At 67.5% G+C, this 17,354-nt stretch carries 15 protein-coding genes; 12 read left to right on the forward strand and 3 right to left on the reverse strand.

Annotation, left to right across the window (positions count from 1 at the left end):
* Window positions 1-75 precede the first annotated feature (75 nt).
* Entirely contained in the window at window positions 76-411 is a 336-nt protein-coding gene (locus tag Q2T94_RS16155; protein ID WP_264269297.1) for a cupin domain-containing protein, read from the forward strand.
* Window positions 412-419: 8 nt separating this feature from the next.
* On the opposite strand, the gene Q2T94_RS16160 is transcribed toward Q2T94_RS16155, so the two are convergent.
* Complete coding sequence (locus Q2T94_RS16160) at window positions 420-1,442, reverse strand: sugar phosphate isomerase/epimerase family protein (RefSeq protein WP_302265705.1); 1,023 nt, start codon at window positions 1,440-1,442, stop codon at window positions 420-422.
* A 74-nt stretch (window positions 1,443-1,516) separates the two neighbouring features.
* The gene (locus tag Q2T94_RS16165; RefSeq protein WP_302265707.1) at window positions 1,517-2,743 is read right to left on the reverse strand and encodes an ROK family transcriptional regulator; all 1,227 of its coding nucleotides are present in this window, start codon (window positions 2,741-2,743) and stop codon (window positions 1,517-1,519) included.
* Between the two features lie 111 nt (window positions 2,744-2,854).
* On the opposite strand from Q2T94_RS16165, the gene Q2T94_RS16170 reads away from it, so the two are divergent.
* From Q2T94_RS16170 to Q2T94_RS16210, 9 genes are all read left to right on the forward strand, one after another.
* Window positions 2,855-4,393 carry a sugar ABC transporter ATP-binding protein gene (locus Q2T94_RS16170; protein WP_302265709.1) on the forward strand — a complete coding sequence of 513 codons (1,539 nt, stop codon included), beginning with the start codon at window positions 2,855-2,857 and terminating at the stop codon, window positions 4,391-4,393.
* Entirely contained in the window at window positions 4,390-5,418 is a 1,029-nt protein-coding gene (locus Q2T94_RS16175; RefSeq protein ID WP_436836836.1) for an ABC transporter permease, read from the forward strand. Before Q2T94_RS16170 ends, Q2T94_RS16175 begins: the two co-directional genes overlap by 4 nt.
* A gap of 46 nt (window positions 5,419-5,464) precedes the next feature.
* Window positions 5,465-6,526, forward strand: a complete 1,062-nt coding sequence (locus tag Q2T94_RS16180) for a substrate-binding domain-containing protein (RefSeq protein WP_302265711.1) — start codon at window positions 5,465-5,467, stop codon at window positions 6,524-6,526.
* A 55-nt stretch (window positions 6,527-6,581) separates the two neighbouring features.
* Window positions 6,582-7,736: a Gfo/Idh/MocA family protein gene (locus Q2T94_RS16185; RefSeq protein ID WP_302265712.1), complete on the forward strand. Its 1,155-nt coding sequence runs from the start codon at window positions 6,582-6,584 to the stop codon at window positions 7,734-7,736.
* A 66-nt stretch (window positions 7,737-7,802) separates the two neighbouring features.
* Window positions 7,803-8,504 carry a DedA family protein gene (locus tag Q2T94_RS16190; RefSeq protein ID WP_302265714.1) on the forward strand — a complete coding sequence of 234 codons (702 nt, stop codon included), beginning with the start codon at window positions 7,803-7,805 and terminating at the stop codon, window positions 8,502-8,504.
* A gap of 289 nt (window positions 8,505-8,793) precedes the next feature.
* Window positions 8,794-9,153, forward strand: a complete 360-nt coding sequence (locus Q2T94_RS16195; protein WP_302266447.1) for a GntR family transcriptional regulator — start codon at window positions 8,794-8,796, stop codon at window positions 9,151-9,153.
* Window positions 9,150-10,073 (forward strand): ABC transporter ATP-binding protein, encoded by a 924-nt coding sequence (locus tag Q2T94_RS16200; RefSeq protein ID WP_302265716.1) that lies wholly within the window; start codon window positions 9,150-9,152, stop codon window positions 10,071-10,073. Before Q2T94_RS16195 ends, Q2T94_RS16200 begins: the two co-directional genes overlap by 4 nt.
* Window positions 10,070-10,765, forward strand: coding sequence for a hypothetical protein (locus Q2T94_RS16205; protein ID WP_302265718.1), 696 nt, complete (start codon window positions 10,070-10,072; stop codon window positions 10,763-10,765). The genes Q2T94_RS16200 and Q2T94_RS16205 overlap by 4 nt, the downstream gene beginning before the upstream one ends.
* A 166-nt stretch (window positions 10,766-10,931) precedes the next feature.
* Complete coding sequence (locus Q2T94_RS16210; RefSeq protein ID WP_302266448.1) at window positions 10,932-11,930, forward strand: 3'-5' exonuclease; 999 nt, start codon at window positions 10,932-10,934, stop codon at window positions 11,928-11,930.
* Window positions 11,931-12,005: 75 nt separating this feature from the next.
* Here Q2T94_RS16210 and Q2T94_RS16215 read toward each other — a convergent pair whose 3' ends face one another.
* Window positions 12,006-12,959, reverse strand: a complete 954-nt coding sequence (locus tag Q2T94_RS16215) for an ADP-ribosylglycohydrolase family protein (protein WP_302265720.1) — start codon at window positions 12,957-12,959, stop codon at window positions 12,006-12,008.
* 77 nt (window positions 12,960-13,036) lie between these two features.
* Between Q2T94_RS16215 and Q2T94_RS16220 the strand changes: the two genes are divergently transcribed.
* Together Q2T94_RS16220 and Q2T94_RS16225 are read left to right on the forward strand one after the other, a co-directional pair.
* Window positions 13,037-14,203 carry an exonuclease SbcCD subunit D gene (locus Q2T94_RS16220; protein ID WP_302265722.1) on the forward strand — a complete coding sequence of 389 codons (1,167 nt, stop codon included), beginning with the start codon at window positions 13,037-13,039 and terminating at the stop codon, window positions 14,201-14,203.
* Window positions 14,200-17,340, forward strand: a complete 3,141-nt coding sequence (locus Q2T94_RS16225) for an AAA family ATPase (RefSeq protein ID WP_302265724.1) — start codon at window positions 14,200-14,202, stop codon at window positions 17,338-17,340. The genes Q2T94_RS16220 and Q2T94_RS16225 overlap by 4 nt, the downstream gene beginning before the upstream one ends.
* Window positions 17,341-17,354 lie beyond the last annotated feature (14 nt).

Below are 17,354 nucleotides of genomic sequence, written 5' to 3' on the forward strand. Positions count from 1 at the left end.
GATGGTTCCTTGACCCGCGCGGTGTCCCCGGGACATCCTTGGGCAAGAGGGTTTGCCGCGGGGAACGAGGAGCACATGAAGAAGTTTTCACTGACGGCCATTGCCCGCGCACAGGTGCAGGCAGCCGCGGCGCAGTCCAGCGGGCGCGCGGCCAGCACCGTGTTCGGCGGGCACGAACAGACCTTGCGCCAGACGGTCATCGGCCTGGCCTCCGGCACCGAGCTGAAGGAACACATCAATCCCGGCGAGGCGACGGTCATGGTGCTCACCGGCCGGATCCGCCTGAGCTCGGACGGCGATTCCTGGGAGGCACGGACCGGGGACCTGCTGGTGATGCCGCCGGGCTATTCGCAGATCACCGCGCTGGAGGAATCCAGCCTGCTGCTCAGCGTGGCCAAGACCGACAGATAGGCAGCCAGTCAGTGCTGGTTGCCAAAGGCGGCGTCGAAGGAAGTCTCCGGCAGCTTCCACAGCAAGGAGCGGACATACTCCACCGCCTGGCTGGCCCCGTGCAGCCGGTCCATGCCGGCGTCCTCCCATTCGATGGAAATCGGACCTGAGTAGCCGATGGACTTCAACGCCCTGAACGCGTCCTCCCACGGAACGTCCCCGTGCCCGGTGGAGACGAAGTCCCAGCCGCGCCGCGGGTCTCCCCACGGCAGGTGCGAACCCAGCACCCCTGCACGGCCGTTGGGGGTGCGCATCCGGGTGTCCTTGCAGTCGACGTGGTAGATCCGGTCCTTGAAGTCCCAGATGAAACCGACGGGGTCGATGTTTTGCCACATCATGTGCGAGGGGTCCCAGTTGAACCCGAATGCCTCCCGGTGCCCGATGGCCTCCAGGGCGCGCACCGATGACCAGTAGTCATAGGCGATTTCCGAGGGGTGCACCTCGTGGGCGAAGCGCACGCCCTGTTCGTCGAAGACATCGAGGATCGGGTTCCAGCGATCGGCGAAGTCCTGGTAGCCCGCGTCGATGACCGAGGCGGGCACCGGCGGGAACTGGGCCACATAGGGCCAGATCTTCGATCCGGTGAACCCCACCACGGTATCCGCGCCGAGCTTGCGGGCGACCCGGGCGGCGCGCTTCATGTCCTCGGCGGCGCGTTGGCGCACGCCCTCCGGTTCCCCGTCGCCCCAGGTGTACGGGCGCACCAGCGCCTCGTGGCGGAAGTCGATGGGGTCGTCGCACACCGCTTGGCCGGTGAGGTGGTTGGAGATCGCGTAGACCTTCAGTCCGTGGCGTCCAAGGATGTCCAGGCGTGACTGGGCGTAGTCGTCGTCCTCGTCCGCCCTGCGCAGGTCCAGGTGGTCGCCCGAGGCGGCGATTTCCAGGCCGTCGTAGCCCCACTCGGCGGCGTGCGCCGCGACCTGCTCGAAGGGCAGGTCCGCCCATTGGCCGGTGAAGAGGGTGACCGGGTGGGTCGAAGCGGGGGTGCTCATGGTGTCGTTCTCCTGTACCTGGCCATCCGTGGCCGTGGTGTGCCGGGGGAATTGGTGGTGGGTGGGGGCGCCCGTTACCGGGACGCCGCGGTTGACTGGGGGGAGCTGCGCTCCTGGACCAGCCCGTCGACGGCTGCCGCGGAAAGGACGTGCTGGATCACCAGCATGCTGGCACCGCGCACCCCGGCCATTTCCCGCGAGGCCGATCCGACGATCACCAGGTGCTGGGTGGCCAGCGGGGTGGAGCGGAAATAGACCAGCTCGCGCACCCCGGCGATCACGTGTTCGCCGGCGTTGGCCAGGCGCCCGCCCAGGACGATCACCGAGGGGTTGAGCAGGTTCACGCACATCGCCAGGACCGAGCCGATGTCGCGCCCGGCCTGGCGCAGCACCGCGATGGCCGCGGTGTTGTTTGCCTCGGCCAGCTTCCCGACCTCGGAGGCGGTGGCGACCTCGATGCCGTGGGCTGCCAGGTTCCTGGCGACGGCGGGCCCGCCGGCCAGCGCCTCGAGGCAGCCGGTGTTCCCGCAGGAGCACGGTGTGCTCGCGCCTCCCGGGACCTGGACATGGCCGAGGTCCCCGGCCGATCCCTGGGCGCCGCGCTGCAGCTCGCCGCCGCTGATGATGCCCACCCCGATGCCCGTGGCCACCTTCACGAACATCAGGTTCTCGGTGTCGGGCCAACTGAAGGACTGCTCGCCCAGGGCCATGATGTTCACGTCGTTGTCCACCAGCACCGGCACGTCGAAGGTCCGCTGGATGGTGCCGGGGATGTCGAAGTCGTTCCATCCGGGCATGATCGGGGGCTTGGTGGGCCGTCCGGTGGAATGCTCGACGGGTCCCGGGACGCCGATGGCGATACCCGAGAGCGTCGCGGCGTCGCGGCCGTTGCGCCCCAGCAGTTCGATAAAGCTGTGCACCACCCAGTCGAGCACCGGCACCGGGCCGGTGGCGATGTCGACATCGGCACGCAGGTGGTCGATGACGTTTCCGGCCAGGTCGGTCAGCGCCAGGATCCCGTGGGCAGCTCCGAGGTCGGCAGCAAGCACCGTGCGGGACTCGGGGACGAAGGCGAAGGTCGAGGGAGGGCGGCCCCCGGAGGAGAGCGCGGGCCCGACGGCACCGATGAGCCCAATGTCCTGAAGCGCATCGATGCGTGCGGCGATCGTGGAACGAGAGAGGCCGGTGCGCGTTGCCAGCTCGGAACGGGTACGGGGCCGTCCGTCGCGCAGAAGCTGGAAAAGCTCTCCGGCACCTGTCCCAGGGGTGGGTGGCTTGGGGGTAATCATCGAGATGGCCATGGAACAAGTGAAGCATATTGGGCAGAAGATGTAGTGCTCATCACAATTAATGACAGATATCGGTCGACTTTTGCTCGACAATAATCATAAGTCCGTGTAACGTCCATCACTATGAGTGACGACGAAGCCACAGGCGCCACCCCTGGCAGGGCGCATCTGCTTGAAATGCGCGGGATCGAAAAGCGGTTCCCCGGCATCATCGCCCTGCAGGATGTCTCGTTCGAGGTCTCCGCCGGCGAGGTGCACTGCCTGCTGGGCCAAAACGGCGCCGGCAAGTCCACCCTGATCAAGGTGCTGGCAGGTGCCCACCGGCCCAACGAAGGACAGATCCTGCTCGATGGCAAGGAGGTCGGCTTCTCCAGCCCGGATGACGCGATCAAGGCGGGCATCGGCACCGTGTACCAGGAGCTCGACCTCGTCGAGACGCTCACCGTCGCCGAGAACATCTTCCTGGGCCACGAGAAATCCCGGGGCGGATTCAGTTCCCGCCGGGCCGAGCAGCTCGAAGCCGCTCGGCTGTTGGCCAGCCTCGGCCATTCCGAGATCTCCCCGCTCATGGAAGTCGGCGAACTCTCCGCCGCAGGCCAGCAGATCGTCTCCATGGCACGGGCGCTGTCCCGTGACGTGCGGCTGATCATCATGGACGAGCCCTCGGCCGTCCTGGACTCCGAGGAGGTGCGCAACCTCTTCGACACCGTCCGCACGCTCACGGCAGCCGGCGTCGCGGTCATCTACATCTCGCACCGGCTCGAGGAAATCCGGGTCATCGGCGACCGCATCACCGTCCTGAAGGATGGGCGGGCGGTTGCCTCGAACCTGCGGGTCTCCGAAACCCCCAACGTCGAACTCATCCGGCTCATGACCGGCCGCTCCATCACCAACGTCTTCCCGCCGGTTGCCGCCCTCGCCGCGGAGGCAACCGAGATCCTCTCGGTCAACGACCTGGTCGTGGCCCCCGGACACGATCCGATCTCCTTCTCCGTGCGGGCAGGAGAGGTGCTGGGGCTGGCGGGGCTGGTCGGCTCCGGCCGCTCGGAAATCCTTGGTGCCATCTACGGCAGCACCAAGCCGGTCTCCGGAACCGTCGACATCGACGGCACGAGGCTGCGCCCCGGCTCGACGGTCTCGGCCGTGAACGCGGGCATGGGGCTGTGCCCGGAGGAGCGCAAGAGCCAGGCGCTGTTGCTCGATGACACCCTCGCCGCAAACTTCACCCTGGCCAGCATCGGGCGCTACGCCACCGCCGGGTTCACCAGCCAGAAGGCCGAGTACCGGGTGAGCATGGAGCAGATCCGGAACCTGGAGCTGCGCCCGGCCGACCCCGCCCGCGAGGCCCGCACGCTCTCTGGCGGAAACCAGCAAAAGGTCGTGCTGGGCCGCTGGCTCTCACACGGCTGCCGCGTGCTGCTGCTCGACGAGCCCTCCCGCGGCGTCGACGTCGGGGCGCGCAGCGAGATATACAACCTCATCGCCGGGTTGTCCCGGGCGGGCATCGCCATCGTCGTGGTCTCCAGCGAACTCGAGGAGGTCCTCGGGCTCTGCCACGAGGTGCTTGTCGTGTCCGAAAACCGGATCGTGCACCGGGCACCCGCAGTCGATCTAAGCGAACACCAGATTCTTGACCTCGTGATGGAAGGGACCACACTATGAGTACCTCGGCCGCAACCGAGCTCAAGCAGGCACCGAGCCTGTCTCCCCGGCGCAGCGCCATGAAATGGCTGTTGGATGCCGGGCTGCGCCGGAACATGGGGCTGATCCTGGCCCTGGCGCTGCTCTTCGTGCTGGGCGCCGTCACCGCGGGGGAGCGCTTCGCCGACTCGAACAACGTGATGACCATCGTTCGCCTGGCCGCCGTGACCGGGGTGGTCAGCATCGGGGCCACGTTCGTGATCACCATCGCCGGCATCGACCTGTCGGTCGGGGCGGTGCTTGCGCTCTCGGCCGTCTGGGCGACAACCCTCTCCGGGCAGGCATTTGCCGATTCAACCTCCTGGATCTTCATGGCGCTCACCGCCATGGGGGTCGGTGCTGCCGCGGGTCTGGTCAATGGGATCCTGATTGCCTACGGCAAGGTCGTCTCCTTCATCACCACCCTGGCCATGCTGGCCGCCGCGCGCGGGCTGGCGGAGATCATCTCCGACAAGAAGACCCAGATCATCACCGTGGACCCGTTCCTCGAGGCAGTGGGCGGGAACCTCTTCGGGATCCCGGTCATCGTGCTGATCTTCATCCTGGTCGCCATCGGCGGCTGGGTGCTGCTGAACCGCACCACCTTCGGCCGGCGCACCTTCGCCATCGGCGGGAACCCGGAGGCCGCCCGCCTGGCGGGCATCAAGGTCGAACGCCACACCATGGCCATCTACGCGCTCGCCGGGCTCTGCGCCGGCATCGGCGCGTTCATGCTCATGGCCCGCACCACCACCGGCAGCGCCACCCACGGCACCGGGCTGGAACTGGACGTGATCGCCGCGGTGGTCATTGGCGGAACCCTGCTCACGGGCGGCCGAGGCTCGATCTTCGGCACCGTGCTCGGCGTGCTGATCTTCTCCACGCTGACCAACATCTTCACCCTGAACAACCTCTCGCTCTCGGTGCAGCTCGTCGCCAAGGGCGCCATCATCGTGATCGCCGTGCTGATCCAGCGCCAGCTGGCCGCCCGGCAATCCCGCACCTGACCCGCACCACCCACACCGCGCCAAATACTGTTTCAAAGGAGAAGTAATGTCCATGCCCACCACTCGCTCCAAGAAGATGCTCGGCGCCGCTGCCCTGTTGGCCACCTCGGCGTTCATGCTCACCGCCTGCGTCTCCAACGCCCCGGCCGAATCCGCACCCACGACCGGCGCGGCCGCCGCACCCGCCGCCGCCGGCTCCAACGCCGAGGCCGGCGAGAAGGTCACCATCGGCTTCTCGGTGCCTGCCGCCGACCACGGCTTCATGGCCGCCATGACCGATCTGGCCGTGGAAACCGCCAAGGAGTACCCGGACGTCGAGCTGAAGGTCGCCGAGGGCACCAACGACGTCAGCGTCCAGATCAGCCAGGTCGAGACCATGATCAACGACAAGGTCGACGCCATCGTGCTGCTGCCTTTCGACGGCGCCGCGCTGACCCAGGTGGCGCAGAAGGCCATGGACGCCGGCATCCCGGTCATCAACGTCGACCGCGAATTCAGCACCGCCCAGTCCTCTCGTGTCACCGTGCTGGGCGATAACTACGGCGTGGGCGTATCCGCCGGCGACTTCATCTGCAACGAACTCGACGGCAAGAAGGATGCGAAGATCGGGGAGATCCCCGGCATCGACTCCCTGCCGCTGACCCAGGACCGCAGCCGCGGCTTCAAGGACGCGCTGGAAAAGTGCGGGCTCGAGGTCTCCAACCGGGTGCCTGCGGAGTTCACCGTGGAGTCCGGCGAAAAGGCGGCCTCCAACCTGCTCCAGGCTGCCCCGCAGCTCGACGCCATCTGGAACCACGACGACGACCAGGGCGTGGGCGTGCTGGCGGCCATCAAGGCCGCAGACCGCGACGAGTTCTTCATGGTCGGCAACGGCGGCTCGGCCAACATGATGCGCGAGATCCAGTCGGGTGACTCCGTCGTGAAGGCCACCACCGTCTACCCGGCCTACCAGGCAGCCGACGGCGTGCGCGTGGCCCGACTTGTGGCGCAGGACAAGGCCCTGGGCGACTTGCTGGACATCGAGATCCCGCGCCAGATCGTGCTGTACGCCGCCGTGGTGACCAAGGAGAACGTCGAGCGCTACCTGCCGACGGCCTTCGAGTCCTAACCCCGCGCCACCACCCCGATCCGCCCACCGGCAGCACCACCGCAAGGAGCAATAGATGTCCCGAACCAGCTCGGCCCTTGGCGTAGCAGTGATCGGCCACTCGTTCATGGGCAAGGCCCATTCGCAGGCCTGGCGCAATGTCAACGCCACCTTTGACACCCCGAAGGTTGCCATGCGCGTGCTCGTAGGGCGGGATGCCGGTACCGTCGAGGCGTCCGCGCGGCGCTACGGGTGGGAGGCATCGAGCATCGACTGGCGCGCGAGCATCCTGCGCGAGGACGTGGACATCGTGGACATCTGCACCCCCGGCGCGCTGCACGCGGAAATCGCCATCTTCGCCCTGGAACACGGAAAACACGTGCTGGTGGAAAAGCCGCTGGCCAACACCGTGGCGCAGGCGCAGGCGATGGCCGAGGCGGCATCCGCCGCGGCGGATGCCGGGGTGGTGTCGATGCTCGGATTCAACTACCGCCGCGTGCCGGCCCTCGTGCTGGCCAGGGACCTGGTGGCAGCCGGCCGACTGGGGGAGTTGCGCCAGCTGAACATCCGCTATTACCAGGACTGGCTGGTCGACGCAGGCTCGCCGATGAGCTGGCGGCTGCGGCGGGAAGAGGCGGGGTCCGGCGCGCTGGGGGATCTAGGCTCCCACGCGGTGGACCAGGTCCACTACCTGACCGGGGCGAAGGTGAGTTCCGTGTCGGCCACCAGCAAAACCTTCGTCTCCCGGCGTCCCGGTGCCGCGGGGGACGAGGAAGTCACTGTGGACGACGCGATATGGTCCACCCTGGAGCTGGACAACGGCGCGGTGGCCACCGTGGAGGCCACGCGCATGGCCACGGGCCGCAAGAACTCCTTCAGGATCGAGGCCTACGGATCGAGCGGTTCCCTGGCCTTCGACCTGGAATCGCTCAACCACCTGCAGTTGTGCGATTCCGGGGCGCCGGCCGGGGTACAGGGCTTCAAGACCATTCTGGTCACCGAGCCGGAGCACTCGTACCTGGATGGCTGGTGGCCCACCGGCCACGTGCTGGGCTGGGCGGACACCTTCACCCACGAGATCCGCGACCTGCTGCTGGCCATCGAGGGCAATACGCAGGCCTCGCCCTCCTTTGCCGAGGGGCTCGAGGTCCAACGGGTGCTGGCGGCGATCGAGCACAGCGCCGCGAACAACTGTGCCAGGGTGGCGCCCGATCCGGTGCCCGTCACGTGAGGCATTGAACACATAGTGGACCCAGCCCCTGCGAATTCCCAGTGGCTTAAGAGACACTAAAAGACAATGACTACCTTGACTGCGCTACAGGCCGCGACCGCCGATCCTTCCGGCGGAAGCCTGATCACGAGATTTGCCGACTGGGCGGTGCACCTGATGGAGGTCATCGGGGCACCCGGTGCCGCGCTGGCCATCGCGCTGGAGAACCTCTTCCCGCCGCTGCCCTCCGAGGTCATCCTGCCGCTGGCCGGCTTCACCGCCAGCCGCGGGTCCTTTTCCCTCGTGGAGGCGCTGCTGTGGACCACGATCGGCTCGATTGTCGGTGCCTACGCCCTGTACTGGGTTGGCCGTGCGCTGGGGCGGACGCGCACCCGCGCGATTGTCGGCTGGCTGCCGCTGGTGGACCTCGAGGATGTTGACAAGGTCGAGGCCTGGTTTGACCGCAACGGGGCAAAGGCCGTGTTCTTCGGCCGCATGATCCCGATCTTCCGCTCGTTGATCTCCATCCCCGCAGGCATCACCAAGATGAACCAGGGCAAGTTCCTGGGGCTCACCGCGGCCGGTTCGCTGATCTGGAACTCCATCTTCGTGCTCGCCGGGTACTACCTCGGGGAGAACTGGCACATTGTCGAGGCCTATGCCGACGTCTTCCAGAAGATCGTCATCGTTGGCGTGGTCCTGCTGCTGGTGCTCTGGATCGTGCTGAAGATCCGCAAGACCAGGGCGAAGAAGAACGCCGCCATGCAGGATGCGGACGCCGCCAAGTAGCAACACCGCAGTACCGAGTCCGCGGGCCCGGTTGCACGTCACGACGGAAATTCGCGCACACGCGAAAACGGAGGCGGGCAGCCGGGCTTTTTGCTGCCATTAATGGGGCCCGTATACCGCCGGCGATGTTCCCGCGGGAATCTACCGTTGCCTGTTGACACCCGGTTCATGCGGTCGTAGGTTAGTTACATGAGTAATGAACCACTGAACCAATCAAGCGTCCGGGTTCGTTGCGTGTCAAGAAAGGTTGGCCGTCGTGAGCGCCATTGATGATTCACGGCCGATCTTCATGCAGATTGCGGAGCTGATCGAGTCCGAGATCGTCGCCGGCACCATGGCCGAAGAGACCCAGGTGCCCTCGACCAACGAGTTCGCCGCCTATTACCGCATCAACCCGGCCACCGCGGCCAAGGGCGTGAACCTCTTGGTTGAAAGTGGAATCCTGTACAAGAAGAGAGGCATCGGCATGTTCGTCAGCAGTGGCGCCCGCGAGAAATTGCTTCAAGTCCGGCGCAACGCCTTCCAAGCCCAATTCATCCAGCCGCTGGCGCGCGAGGCGAGGAAACTCGGCATCGACGCCGACCAGCTCAGCGCCATGATCCGCCAATCTCTCACAACGGATACAGCCGAAGGGAGCGTCAACCGATGAACCAGCCATCATCGTCGGCCATCGAGGTCAGGAACCTGTCCAAGACATTTCGCGATCTCAGGGCGCTGGACGGCGTGACCTTGCGCCTGGAAGCGAACCGCATCTACGGCTTGCTCGGACGCAACGGAGCCGGCAAGACGACCCTGATGTCGATTCTCACCGGCCAGGGGTTCCCGAGTAGCGGGGAGGTGTTGATCCACGGGCACACTCCTTACGAGAACGACCAGACCTTGGCGCGAATCTGCTTCATCCGCGAATCCCAGAAGTACCCCGACGACTTCACGCCCGCCCAGGCATTCAAGGCGGCCGCCCTGTTCTTCGCGAACTGGGACCAGGACCTGGCCGAAGGCCTCGTGGCCGACTTTGCCCTGCCACTGAAACGGAGGATCAAGAAGCTCTCACGCGGCCAGCTCTCGGCCGTGGGCGTGATCATCGGCATGGCCTCGAGGGCGGAAATCACCGTCTTCGACGAACCGTACCTTGGCCTTGACGCCGTGGCCCGGCAGATCTTCTATGACCGGCTCGTCGAGGACTACGCGCACCATCCGCGCACCATTGTGCTCTCCTCCCACCTGATCGACGAGATCGCCAACCTGCTGGAGCACGTCGTGGTGATCGACAAGGGCAGGATCCTGCTCGACGAGGATGCCGAGTCCCTGCGTGGCGCGGCGGTCGCCGTGACGGGGAACCAGGAAGCGGTCGCCGACTTCATCGACGGCTACGAGGTGCTGCACCGCGATTCCCTCGGTTCCCTGGCGTCGGTCACGATCAAGGGGCGGCTCGGGCAGACCCAGCGCGCCATGGCTGCGGAACTCGGACTCGAGCTGTCCCCGGTGCCCCTTCAGCAATTGGTCGTGCGTACCACCATGGCTGCACAGAAGCACGTGAACGGCGAGGAATACCAGGAGGCCCTCAAATGAACCGCGTCATCAAGGTTGCCCGCATGCAGCTGATCAACAAGTGGACCTTCCTCGGGATCCCGCTGGTGATCCTGGTCGTTTCGACCCTTCTAACGTTCGCCATCTGGGCGCTGCTGCCCGCCAGCGCCAGGGAAGGGACTCTGTATTCCGGGTCGGGCCAGGCCGTCATGTGGTACTTCCTGGCCCTGGGCATCCAGTCGCTCACGCTCACGTTCCCGTTTTCGCAGGCCATGAGCGTCTCACGCAGGACGTTCTACCTGGGCACGCTTGGGCTCTTCGCCCTGATCGCCCTGGGATTCTCGATCCTCTACTACCTCCTGGGCCTGGTGGAAACCGCCACCGGGGGGTGGGGATTCAACGGCCAGCTCTTCGCCATGGACTGGATTGCAGGCAACAACGCGCTGGTCCAGATCCTGTTCTACTTCGTGGCCATGGTGCTGCTGTTCATGATCGGCTTCTGGTGCGCCACGGTGTACCTGCGCTGGAAGGCCACCGGCCTGCTGGCCGCTGGCATCGGCTTCGCAGTGTTGCTGCTGGGGATGCTCGCGCTCGTCGCCGTCAACGACGCCTGGCCCCAGGTGGGAAACTGGTTCGCCTCGATGCAGGTGCTGGGCCTGTCGATCGTGCTGGGACTGGTGTGCGTGGCGCTGGCCGGGGGATCGTACCTGACCCTGCGCCGGGCCACGGCCTAGCCGCAACCACGGAATTGCAACAAACCGACCCCCGGCGGGTCGGCCCGGCCACCTGCGTGGCAGGGCGGGTCCGCCGGGGGTTTTGTGCGCGTTTTCGATGTCATTCACGCCACATGCGGGAGTCTCGGTGCGCAAGCCGTGGGCGATCAACGGTATTCTTTGGTTCGTGGCCCTGGACTTTACATCGATCGACTTTGAAACCGCCAACGGATTCCGTGGCTCCGCCTGCAGCGTCGGACTCAGCCGGGTCCGCAACGGCAAGATCGTTGAGGAAGCCTCTTGGCTGATGCGCCCGCCGAAGGGGTTTGACCACTTCGATGCGCGCAACGTGATGATCCACCGCATCACCGCCGACATGGTCAAGGATGCACCGCGCTTCGGCGAACTGTTCACCCCGATGGCCAACTTCATCGGCACCGACACCCTCGTGGCGCACAACGCCGCCTTCGACCTCGGCGTGATCCGCTCCGCCCTGGAGGTCTCCGAACTTTCCGGCCCCGCATTCGACTACGCCTGCACCGTGAAGATGTCCAGGCGCACCTACGAGCTATCCTCCTACTCGCTGCCATTCGTGGCCGAGGAAGCGGGATCGCCCATGGAAAACCACCACGATGCGCTGGCCGACGCCCGGGCCTGCGCGAACATCATGATCGACATTGCCCGCCGCCAGGAGGCGGACGACGTGGCAGCCGCCGCGCAGGTGCTGAAGGTGAAGATGGGCTTCGCGCCGGCCTACCTGCCGGGCGATGCACTGTCCAAGGCCACCCGGGACGCCCAAGGCTGGGCAGCCAGCGGCAACCCGGTGCCCGTGCAACCCGAGTGGGCCGCGTGGCCGCAGGAGGGCGAGGACCGCACCGGGGATCCGCAGGCGGACCCGGCGCACCCGCTCTACGGCGAAATGGTGGTCTTCACCGGCAACCTGCGCATCTCCCGCCAAGTCGCCAAGGACCGGGCCGCCGAACGCGGCGCCAACACCGCCAGCCGCGTCACCCGCGCCACCACGGTGCTGGTGGTCGGTGACGGCTTTGTGCCCGAGGACCTGTCCACCGGACGACTCACCGGCAAGGCCAAGCGGGTGCTGCGCCTCCAGGAGGCCGGGCAGCCGGTCGCGATCCTGGCGGAGGGCGAGTTCCTGCAGCTGATCGACGGCTTCGACGCCGCGTAAGGTCCCCGCGCACGCCGGCGGCCGCGCATTGAGCGCGGCTGAGTGGCGGCGCCCCGTTGCCAGGGCGCCGCGCAACTACTCGCCGACGGTGAGCTTGACCCAGCGATCGTGCATGGCGTCCAGGATGGGGTCGATCTCCGAGGCCGGACGGTGGGCCACCGCGTCGGTGCCCTGCACCGCGGCCAGCAGGGCCGTGGCGTAGGCGGCGGTCTCGGCATCGGGCTCCTCGCCCAGCGCCTCGAAGAGCGCGTCGTAGGCGGCCTTCGGCTCGGTGTGCGCCAGCGCGTTCGTCACGAGGGTCACCGCGCGGAACAGTCCCGCTCCGGCCGTCATGTCCCGTTCGGCGGCCTCGGACTCCGGCGCTTCGTGCCCCTGGTCCGGTTCCCTGGCCTCGGTCATCTCGGGCTCGAATTCCTTGACCAAGGCGGCCCAGCGGCCCACGGAGCCGGTCCCGGATTCCAGGGCCGCACGCACCACCAGTGCGGCCGCGGCGGCGGCGCGGTGGGCGCCGGGGGACCCGTGGGTCAGCGCCGCGGCATCGGTGGCGAGCTTGGCCGTGGTGGCCTCGTCGACGCGGGGCAGCAGCGCCATGAACGCGGCACGGGTGAGCACCCCGGTGGTGTCGGCCTGCGGGAACAGCGGGCGGCCGACCGATGCCATGTCGGCGTTGTCCAGTGCCAGGAGGTTCTGGCTGTCGCCCGGGGCGAAGTCCGGGGCGCCGTCGAAGGCCTCGTCGATCCAGCGTGGCTGCGGCTCGGGGGCGCCGGCCGGGAAGGACTTGTTCACCAGCTTGTACCAGCGCAGCGCCGCCAGCCACATGCAGGCGGCCTCGTCGGAAGACACGCCCTCGTTCGCCCATTCCAGGGCCTCGAGCAAACCATCGAGCAGGTACAGGGCAAGGGTCTCGGTCTCGCCGGGATCGGCGCCGTCGCGCGCGTGGGCGGCACCGTCGGCGGCGGCCAGCAGCACGCCGAAGACACGGTCGGAATAATCGGCGGGAAGCGCGTACTGATCAGTTGATTCACTCACCGTGCCAGTCTAGTGGTTTTCCACCTGCGCAAGAGTCGAATACCAACCCGTGGTACCCAATCGCTAGTGTGGTTTCCATGCGTATCCTTCACACCTCCGATTGGCACCTTGGCCGCTCCTTCCACGGGGCCTCGCTGCTTGGGGCCCAACGTGAATTCGTGGACCGGCTCATCGCCACCATCGAGACCGAGAAGGTGGACGTGCTGCTGGTCTCCGGGGACGTGTATGACCGGGCGCTGCCTGGGGTGGACGCGGTGAAATTGTTCGACGAATCCCTGGTCCGGCTGCGCGCCACCGGGGTGCAGATGGTCATCACCAGCGGCAACCACGACTCGGCCCTGCGCCTGGGCTTCGGCTCCGCGCTGCTCGAACACGCCGGGCTGCACCTGCGCACCTCCCTGGCCGAGATCGATCGGCCGGCGATCTTCGACGGGGAGGGCTTCGAGGTTGCCGTCTACGGCCTGCCCTACCTGGAACCGCGCATGGTCGCCGAGCCCCTGGGCGTCACCGAACCCGGACACCCTCCGGTCATCCGCGCGGCACTGGACAAGGTGCGCACGGACCTGGCCGCACGGCAGGAGGCGGCAAGCCATCCGGTGCACCCCGTTGTGCTGGCGCACGTCTTTGCCGCCGGTGGTGCCTCCTCGGACTCGGAGCGTGAGCTGAGCATCGGCGGGCTGGACATCGTGCCCACCTCCCACTTCGCAGACTTCACCTACGCGGCCCTGGGCCACTTGCACGGTCGGCAGCAACTGGCCGAACACATCCGCTATTCCGGATCCCCGATCCCGTATTCCTTCTCCGAGGCCGGGCACCGCAAGGGCGCCTGGCTGCTGGACATCGGCCCCGAGGGGCTGGGCGAGGTGCGCGGCATCGACTGGCCCGCGGCCAAGGAGCTGCGCATCCTCAAGGGCAAGATCGACGACCTGCTCACCGCCGACCAATACGCCTCGGCGCAGGATGCCTGGTGCCAAGTCACCCTGACCGACACGCACCGCCCCGCCGATGCCATGGAACGCCTGCGCGGGCGCTTCCCCGACACCCTGGTGCTGAACTTCGAACCCGTGGACCGGCCGGTGGACGAACACGATTCCTACGCCGACCGGCTGGCGGCAGCCGCTTCCCCCGTGGAGGTCTGCGCCGGATTCGTCGACCACGTGAGGTTGCGGCCGCTCAACGATGCCGAGAAAGACCTGGTGGCTTCCGTGCTGGTCCAGATGCGCAGCGAGAAGGTGCAGGCATGAGGGTCCATGCACTGCAGATCGAGGCCTTCGGCCCGTTCGCCAAGCGCGCGTCCATCGACTTCGACGCGCTCTCCGAGGCGGGGATCTTCCTGCTCAACGGGGAGACCGGCGCGGGGAAGACCAGCGTGCTCGACGGGATCTGCTACGCGCTCTACGGCTCCCTGCCCGGGGTGCGCCAGGGCAGCAAGTCGCTGCGCAGCGACCACGCGGGCCCCACAGCTGTCCCGGAAGTCATCTGCGAGTTCTCCACCGGAGGCCGGCGCTTCGAGGTCACCCGCTCCCCGGCATGGGAGCGGCCCTCGACGCGAAGCAAGAACGGCTTCACCACCGCGCAGGCCCAATCCCGGCTGCGCGAGCGCATCGACGGGGCGTGGATCGAGAAATCCACCCGCAACGACGAGGTCGGACACGTCCTGGCCGAGATCCTGGGCCTGGACAAGGAGCAATTCACCAAGGTCGCGATGCTGCCCCAGGGCGCCTTCGCCGCGTTCCTGCGCGCCAAGGACAAGGACCGCGAAGACCTGCTGCGTTCGCTCTTCGACACCAGCGAATACGCCATGACCGAGCGGATCCTGGGCGAGCGCCTCAACGCCGCCCGCGCGGAGGCAGAGGACGCCGAACGCGCCCGTGCCACGACCCTCGAAACCCTTCTCAACGACGCAACCTCCACGCTCTACGGGGACGAAGACCCTGAGGCAGACGGTGAACCCGGCGAGGGCCGGACCGGACTCCCGCAGGAGGCCCGCGACCACCTGGACGCGAGGGAAAGCCATGAACTCGGTGAATTGCTGCGCCGGCGCGTGGCGCAGCTGCGTTCCGGGCTCGAGCTGGCACGAACGGGTGCCGATGCCGAACTCACCACCGCGCAGAAAACCCGGACGGCCCTGGAAGACCGGGCCACCAGGCACCGGCAGCTGGCGGAACTGGGGACCCTGCGCACCGCCCACGAAGCCCGCGCCGAGCACATCGCCGACCTCGGGGCGCTGCTGGAGGCCGACGCCCGCGCCGTCGGACTGCTGCCCTACCACCAGCAACTTTCCGACGCCCGGGCCAAGGCGGACGCGGCGCACCACCGGCTCGTCGCCGCGGCTTCCGCGGTGGACACCGGCGAGGCCCACGAGTCCCTGGTGGCCCAGGACGCGGGAATCGACGCCCTGCTGGAGCTCTCGCGCGCCACCGATCCCGATCCGCAGGTGCTGGTGGTGCTCGGCGGCCATGCGGCCGAGGCCTCAAAGGCCTCCCGTGCCGCCGCCGCCCTCATCGAGGCGGCGCTGCCGGAGGAAGCCGAACTCAAAGAGGTCCGGCGCGGCATCCTGGCGCTGAAGGCCGAGATTGACACCGGTACCGCCAAACAGTCAGGACGCGCCGGGCGCATCGGGGAAATCGCGGAAGGACTTCCGGAACTGCGCACCCGGCACGGGGAACTCGCGGCCCTGGCCGAATCCGCCGGCACGCTGGAGGCCGCGGTCCGGAGCGCCACCGAACGCCGCGACGCGGTGCTCGCCCGAACCCGGGCGGAAAAGGCGCAGGCAACCGCACACACCACCTGGAACGCTTCCCGCACGCAAACACTGGAAGCCCGCGAGCGTGTCGCTCAGCTGGTCGCACTGCGCCTGGAACAGTCGGCCGCGGCACTGGCACAGGAGCTCATCGACGGGGAAGCGTGCCTGGTCTGCGGGTCCACCGCCCATCCGGAACCCGCCTCCCTGCCAGAAGGAGAGTTCGTTTCCGCCCAAGACATCGAGGCGGCCCAGGGCTTGTTGGCCCAGGCCGAGAAGGCCGAGGACAAGCACAAGACCGCCCTCGAGAAGGCCAACCAGGTGCTGGACGTCTCGCGCGGCAGGATTGGCGAGCTGGGCGCGGAAGATGCAGCGGCCGAACTCGCAGCGGCGACCGAGGCGCATGCCAAGGCGACGGCCTCCGGCGCCGAGGCCGCCGCCGCGCAGGGGACGCTGCAGCAAGCCGAGACCGAGCTGGAAATCCTGAAGGAAGCCCAGACGAAGACCGCCACGGAGTTGGAGGTGGCCGCAGCGCGGCAGCAAGCCGAGGAAGCCAGGGCACTGAAACTGGAGGCGCGCCTGGCCAAGCTGGGCAGGGACGGCCAGAGCCTGGCAGAACGCCACGTGATCCTGGGCTCGGCCGCTACCGCGCTGGAAACCTTGTCCGCCGCGCTCCACGCGAGTACGAACGCGGCCGCCAATCTGGAGGCCTCCACCGGGCAGTGGGCGGAAAAACTTGCAGGCATCGGCGTCGCGGACACTGCCGCTTGGAAGGAACTGCTACTGGACGATGCCCGGCGCGCGGCCGAACAGCAAACCGTTCGTTCGCACAACGACGAGGCCGTGCGCATCAAGACGCTCGCCGAGGCTCCGGGCATCGAGCTCGCCCGCACCGAGGCTGCCAACGGCATCGAGACGCCCGGCGAGCATGAACACGCCGCCGCGCACCAGGCCGTGGTCGACACCGCCGCGGCCCGCGACCGGTTGCTGGCCCGCGACGCCGTGCTCACCAGCTACGCCGCGCGGCTGGAGGCGGCGCTCGGGAAGCTCGCCACGCTTGCGATGGAGGCCGGTCCGGTGCTCGAGCGCTACGCCACGCTGAAGTCCATCGCCGAGCTGGCCCGCGGTGCGGGGGAGAACCGGCTGAAGATGACGCTGAGCACCTACGTGCTCGCCGCCCGGCTGGAATCCGTCGCCCTTGCGGCCACGGCGCGCCTGCTGGTGATGACGGGCCAGCGTTACTCGCTGGTCCACGACGACACCCCGAGGGGGAACAACAAGTCGGGCCTGGGCCTGCAGATCCTGGATTCGTGGACCGGGGTCAAGCGCGACACCCAGACCCTCTCGGGCGGGGAGTCCTTCATGGCTTCGCTCTCGCTCGCACTCGGATTGGCGGATGTGATCCAGCAGCAAAGCGGAGGCATCGACATCGAGACCCTCTTCGTCGACGAGGGCTTCGGCTCGCTGGACGGCGAAACCCTGGAACAGGTCATGGACGCACTGGAAATGTTGCGCAGCGGCGGGCGGGTCATTGGGGTGGTTTCACACGTGGCCGAGATGAAGCAGCGCATTGCCACCCGGTTGAACGTCCACAAGGGACGCAACGGCTCGACCGTCTCGCTGCAGATCGGTGTGTGAGCACGGTCCTTGCG

Source organism: Paeniglutamicibacter sulfureus, from assembly GCF_030512175.1.
Lineage (GTDB): Bacteria > Actinomycetota > Actinomycetes > Actinomycetales > Micrococcaceae > Paeniglutamicibacter > Paeniglutamicibacter sulfureus.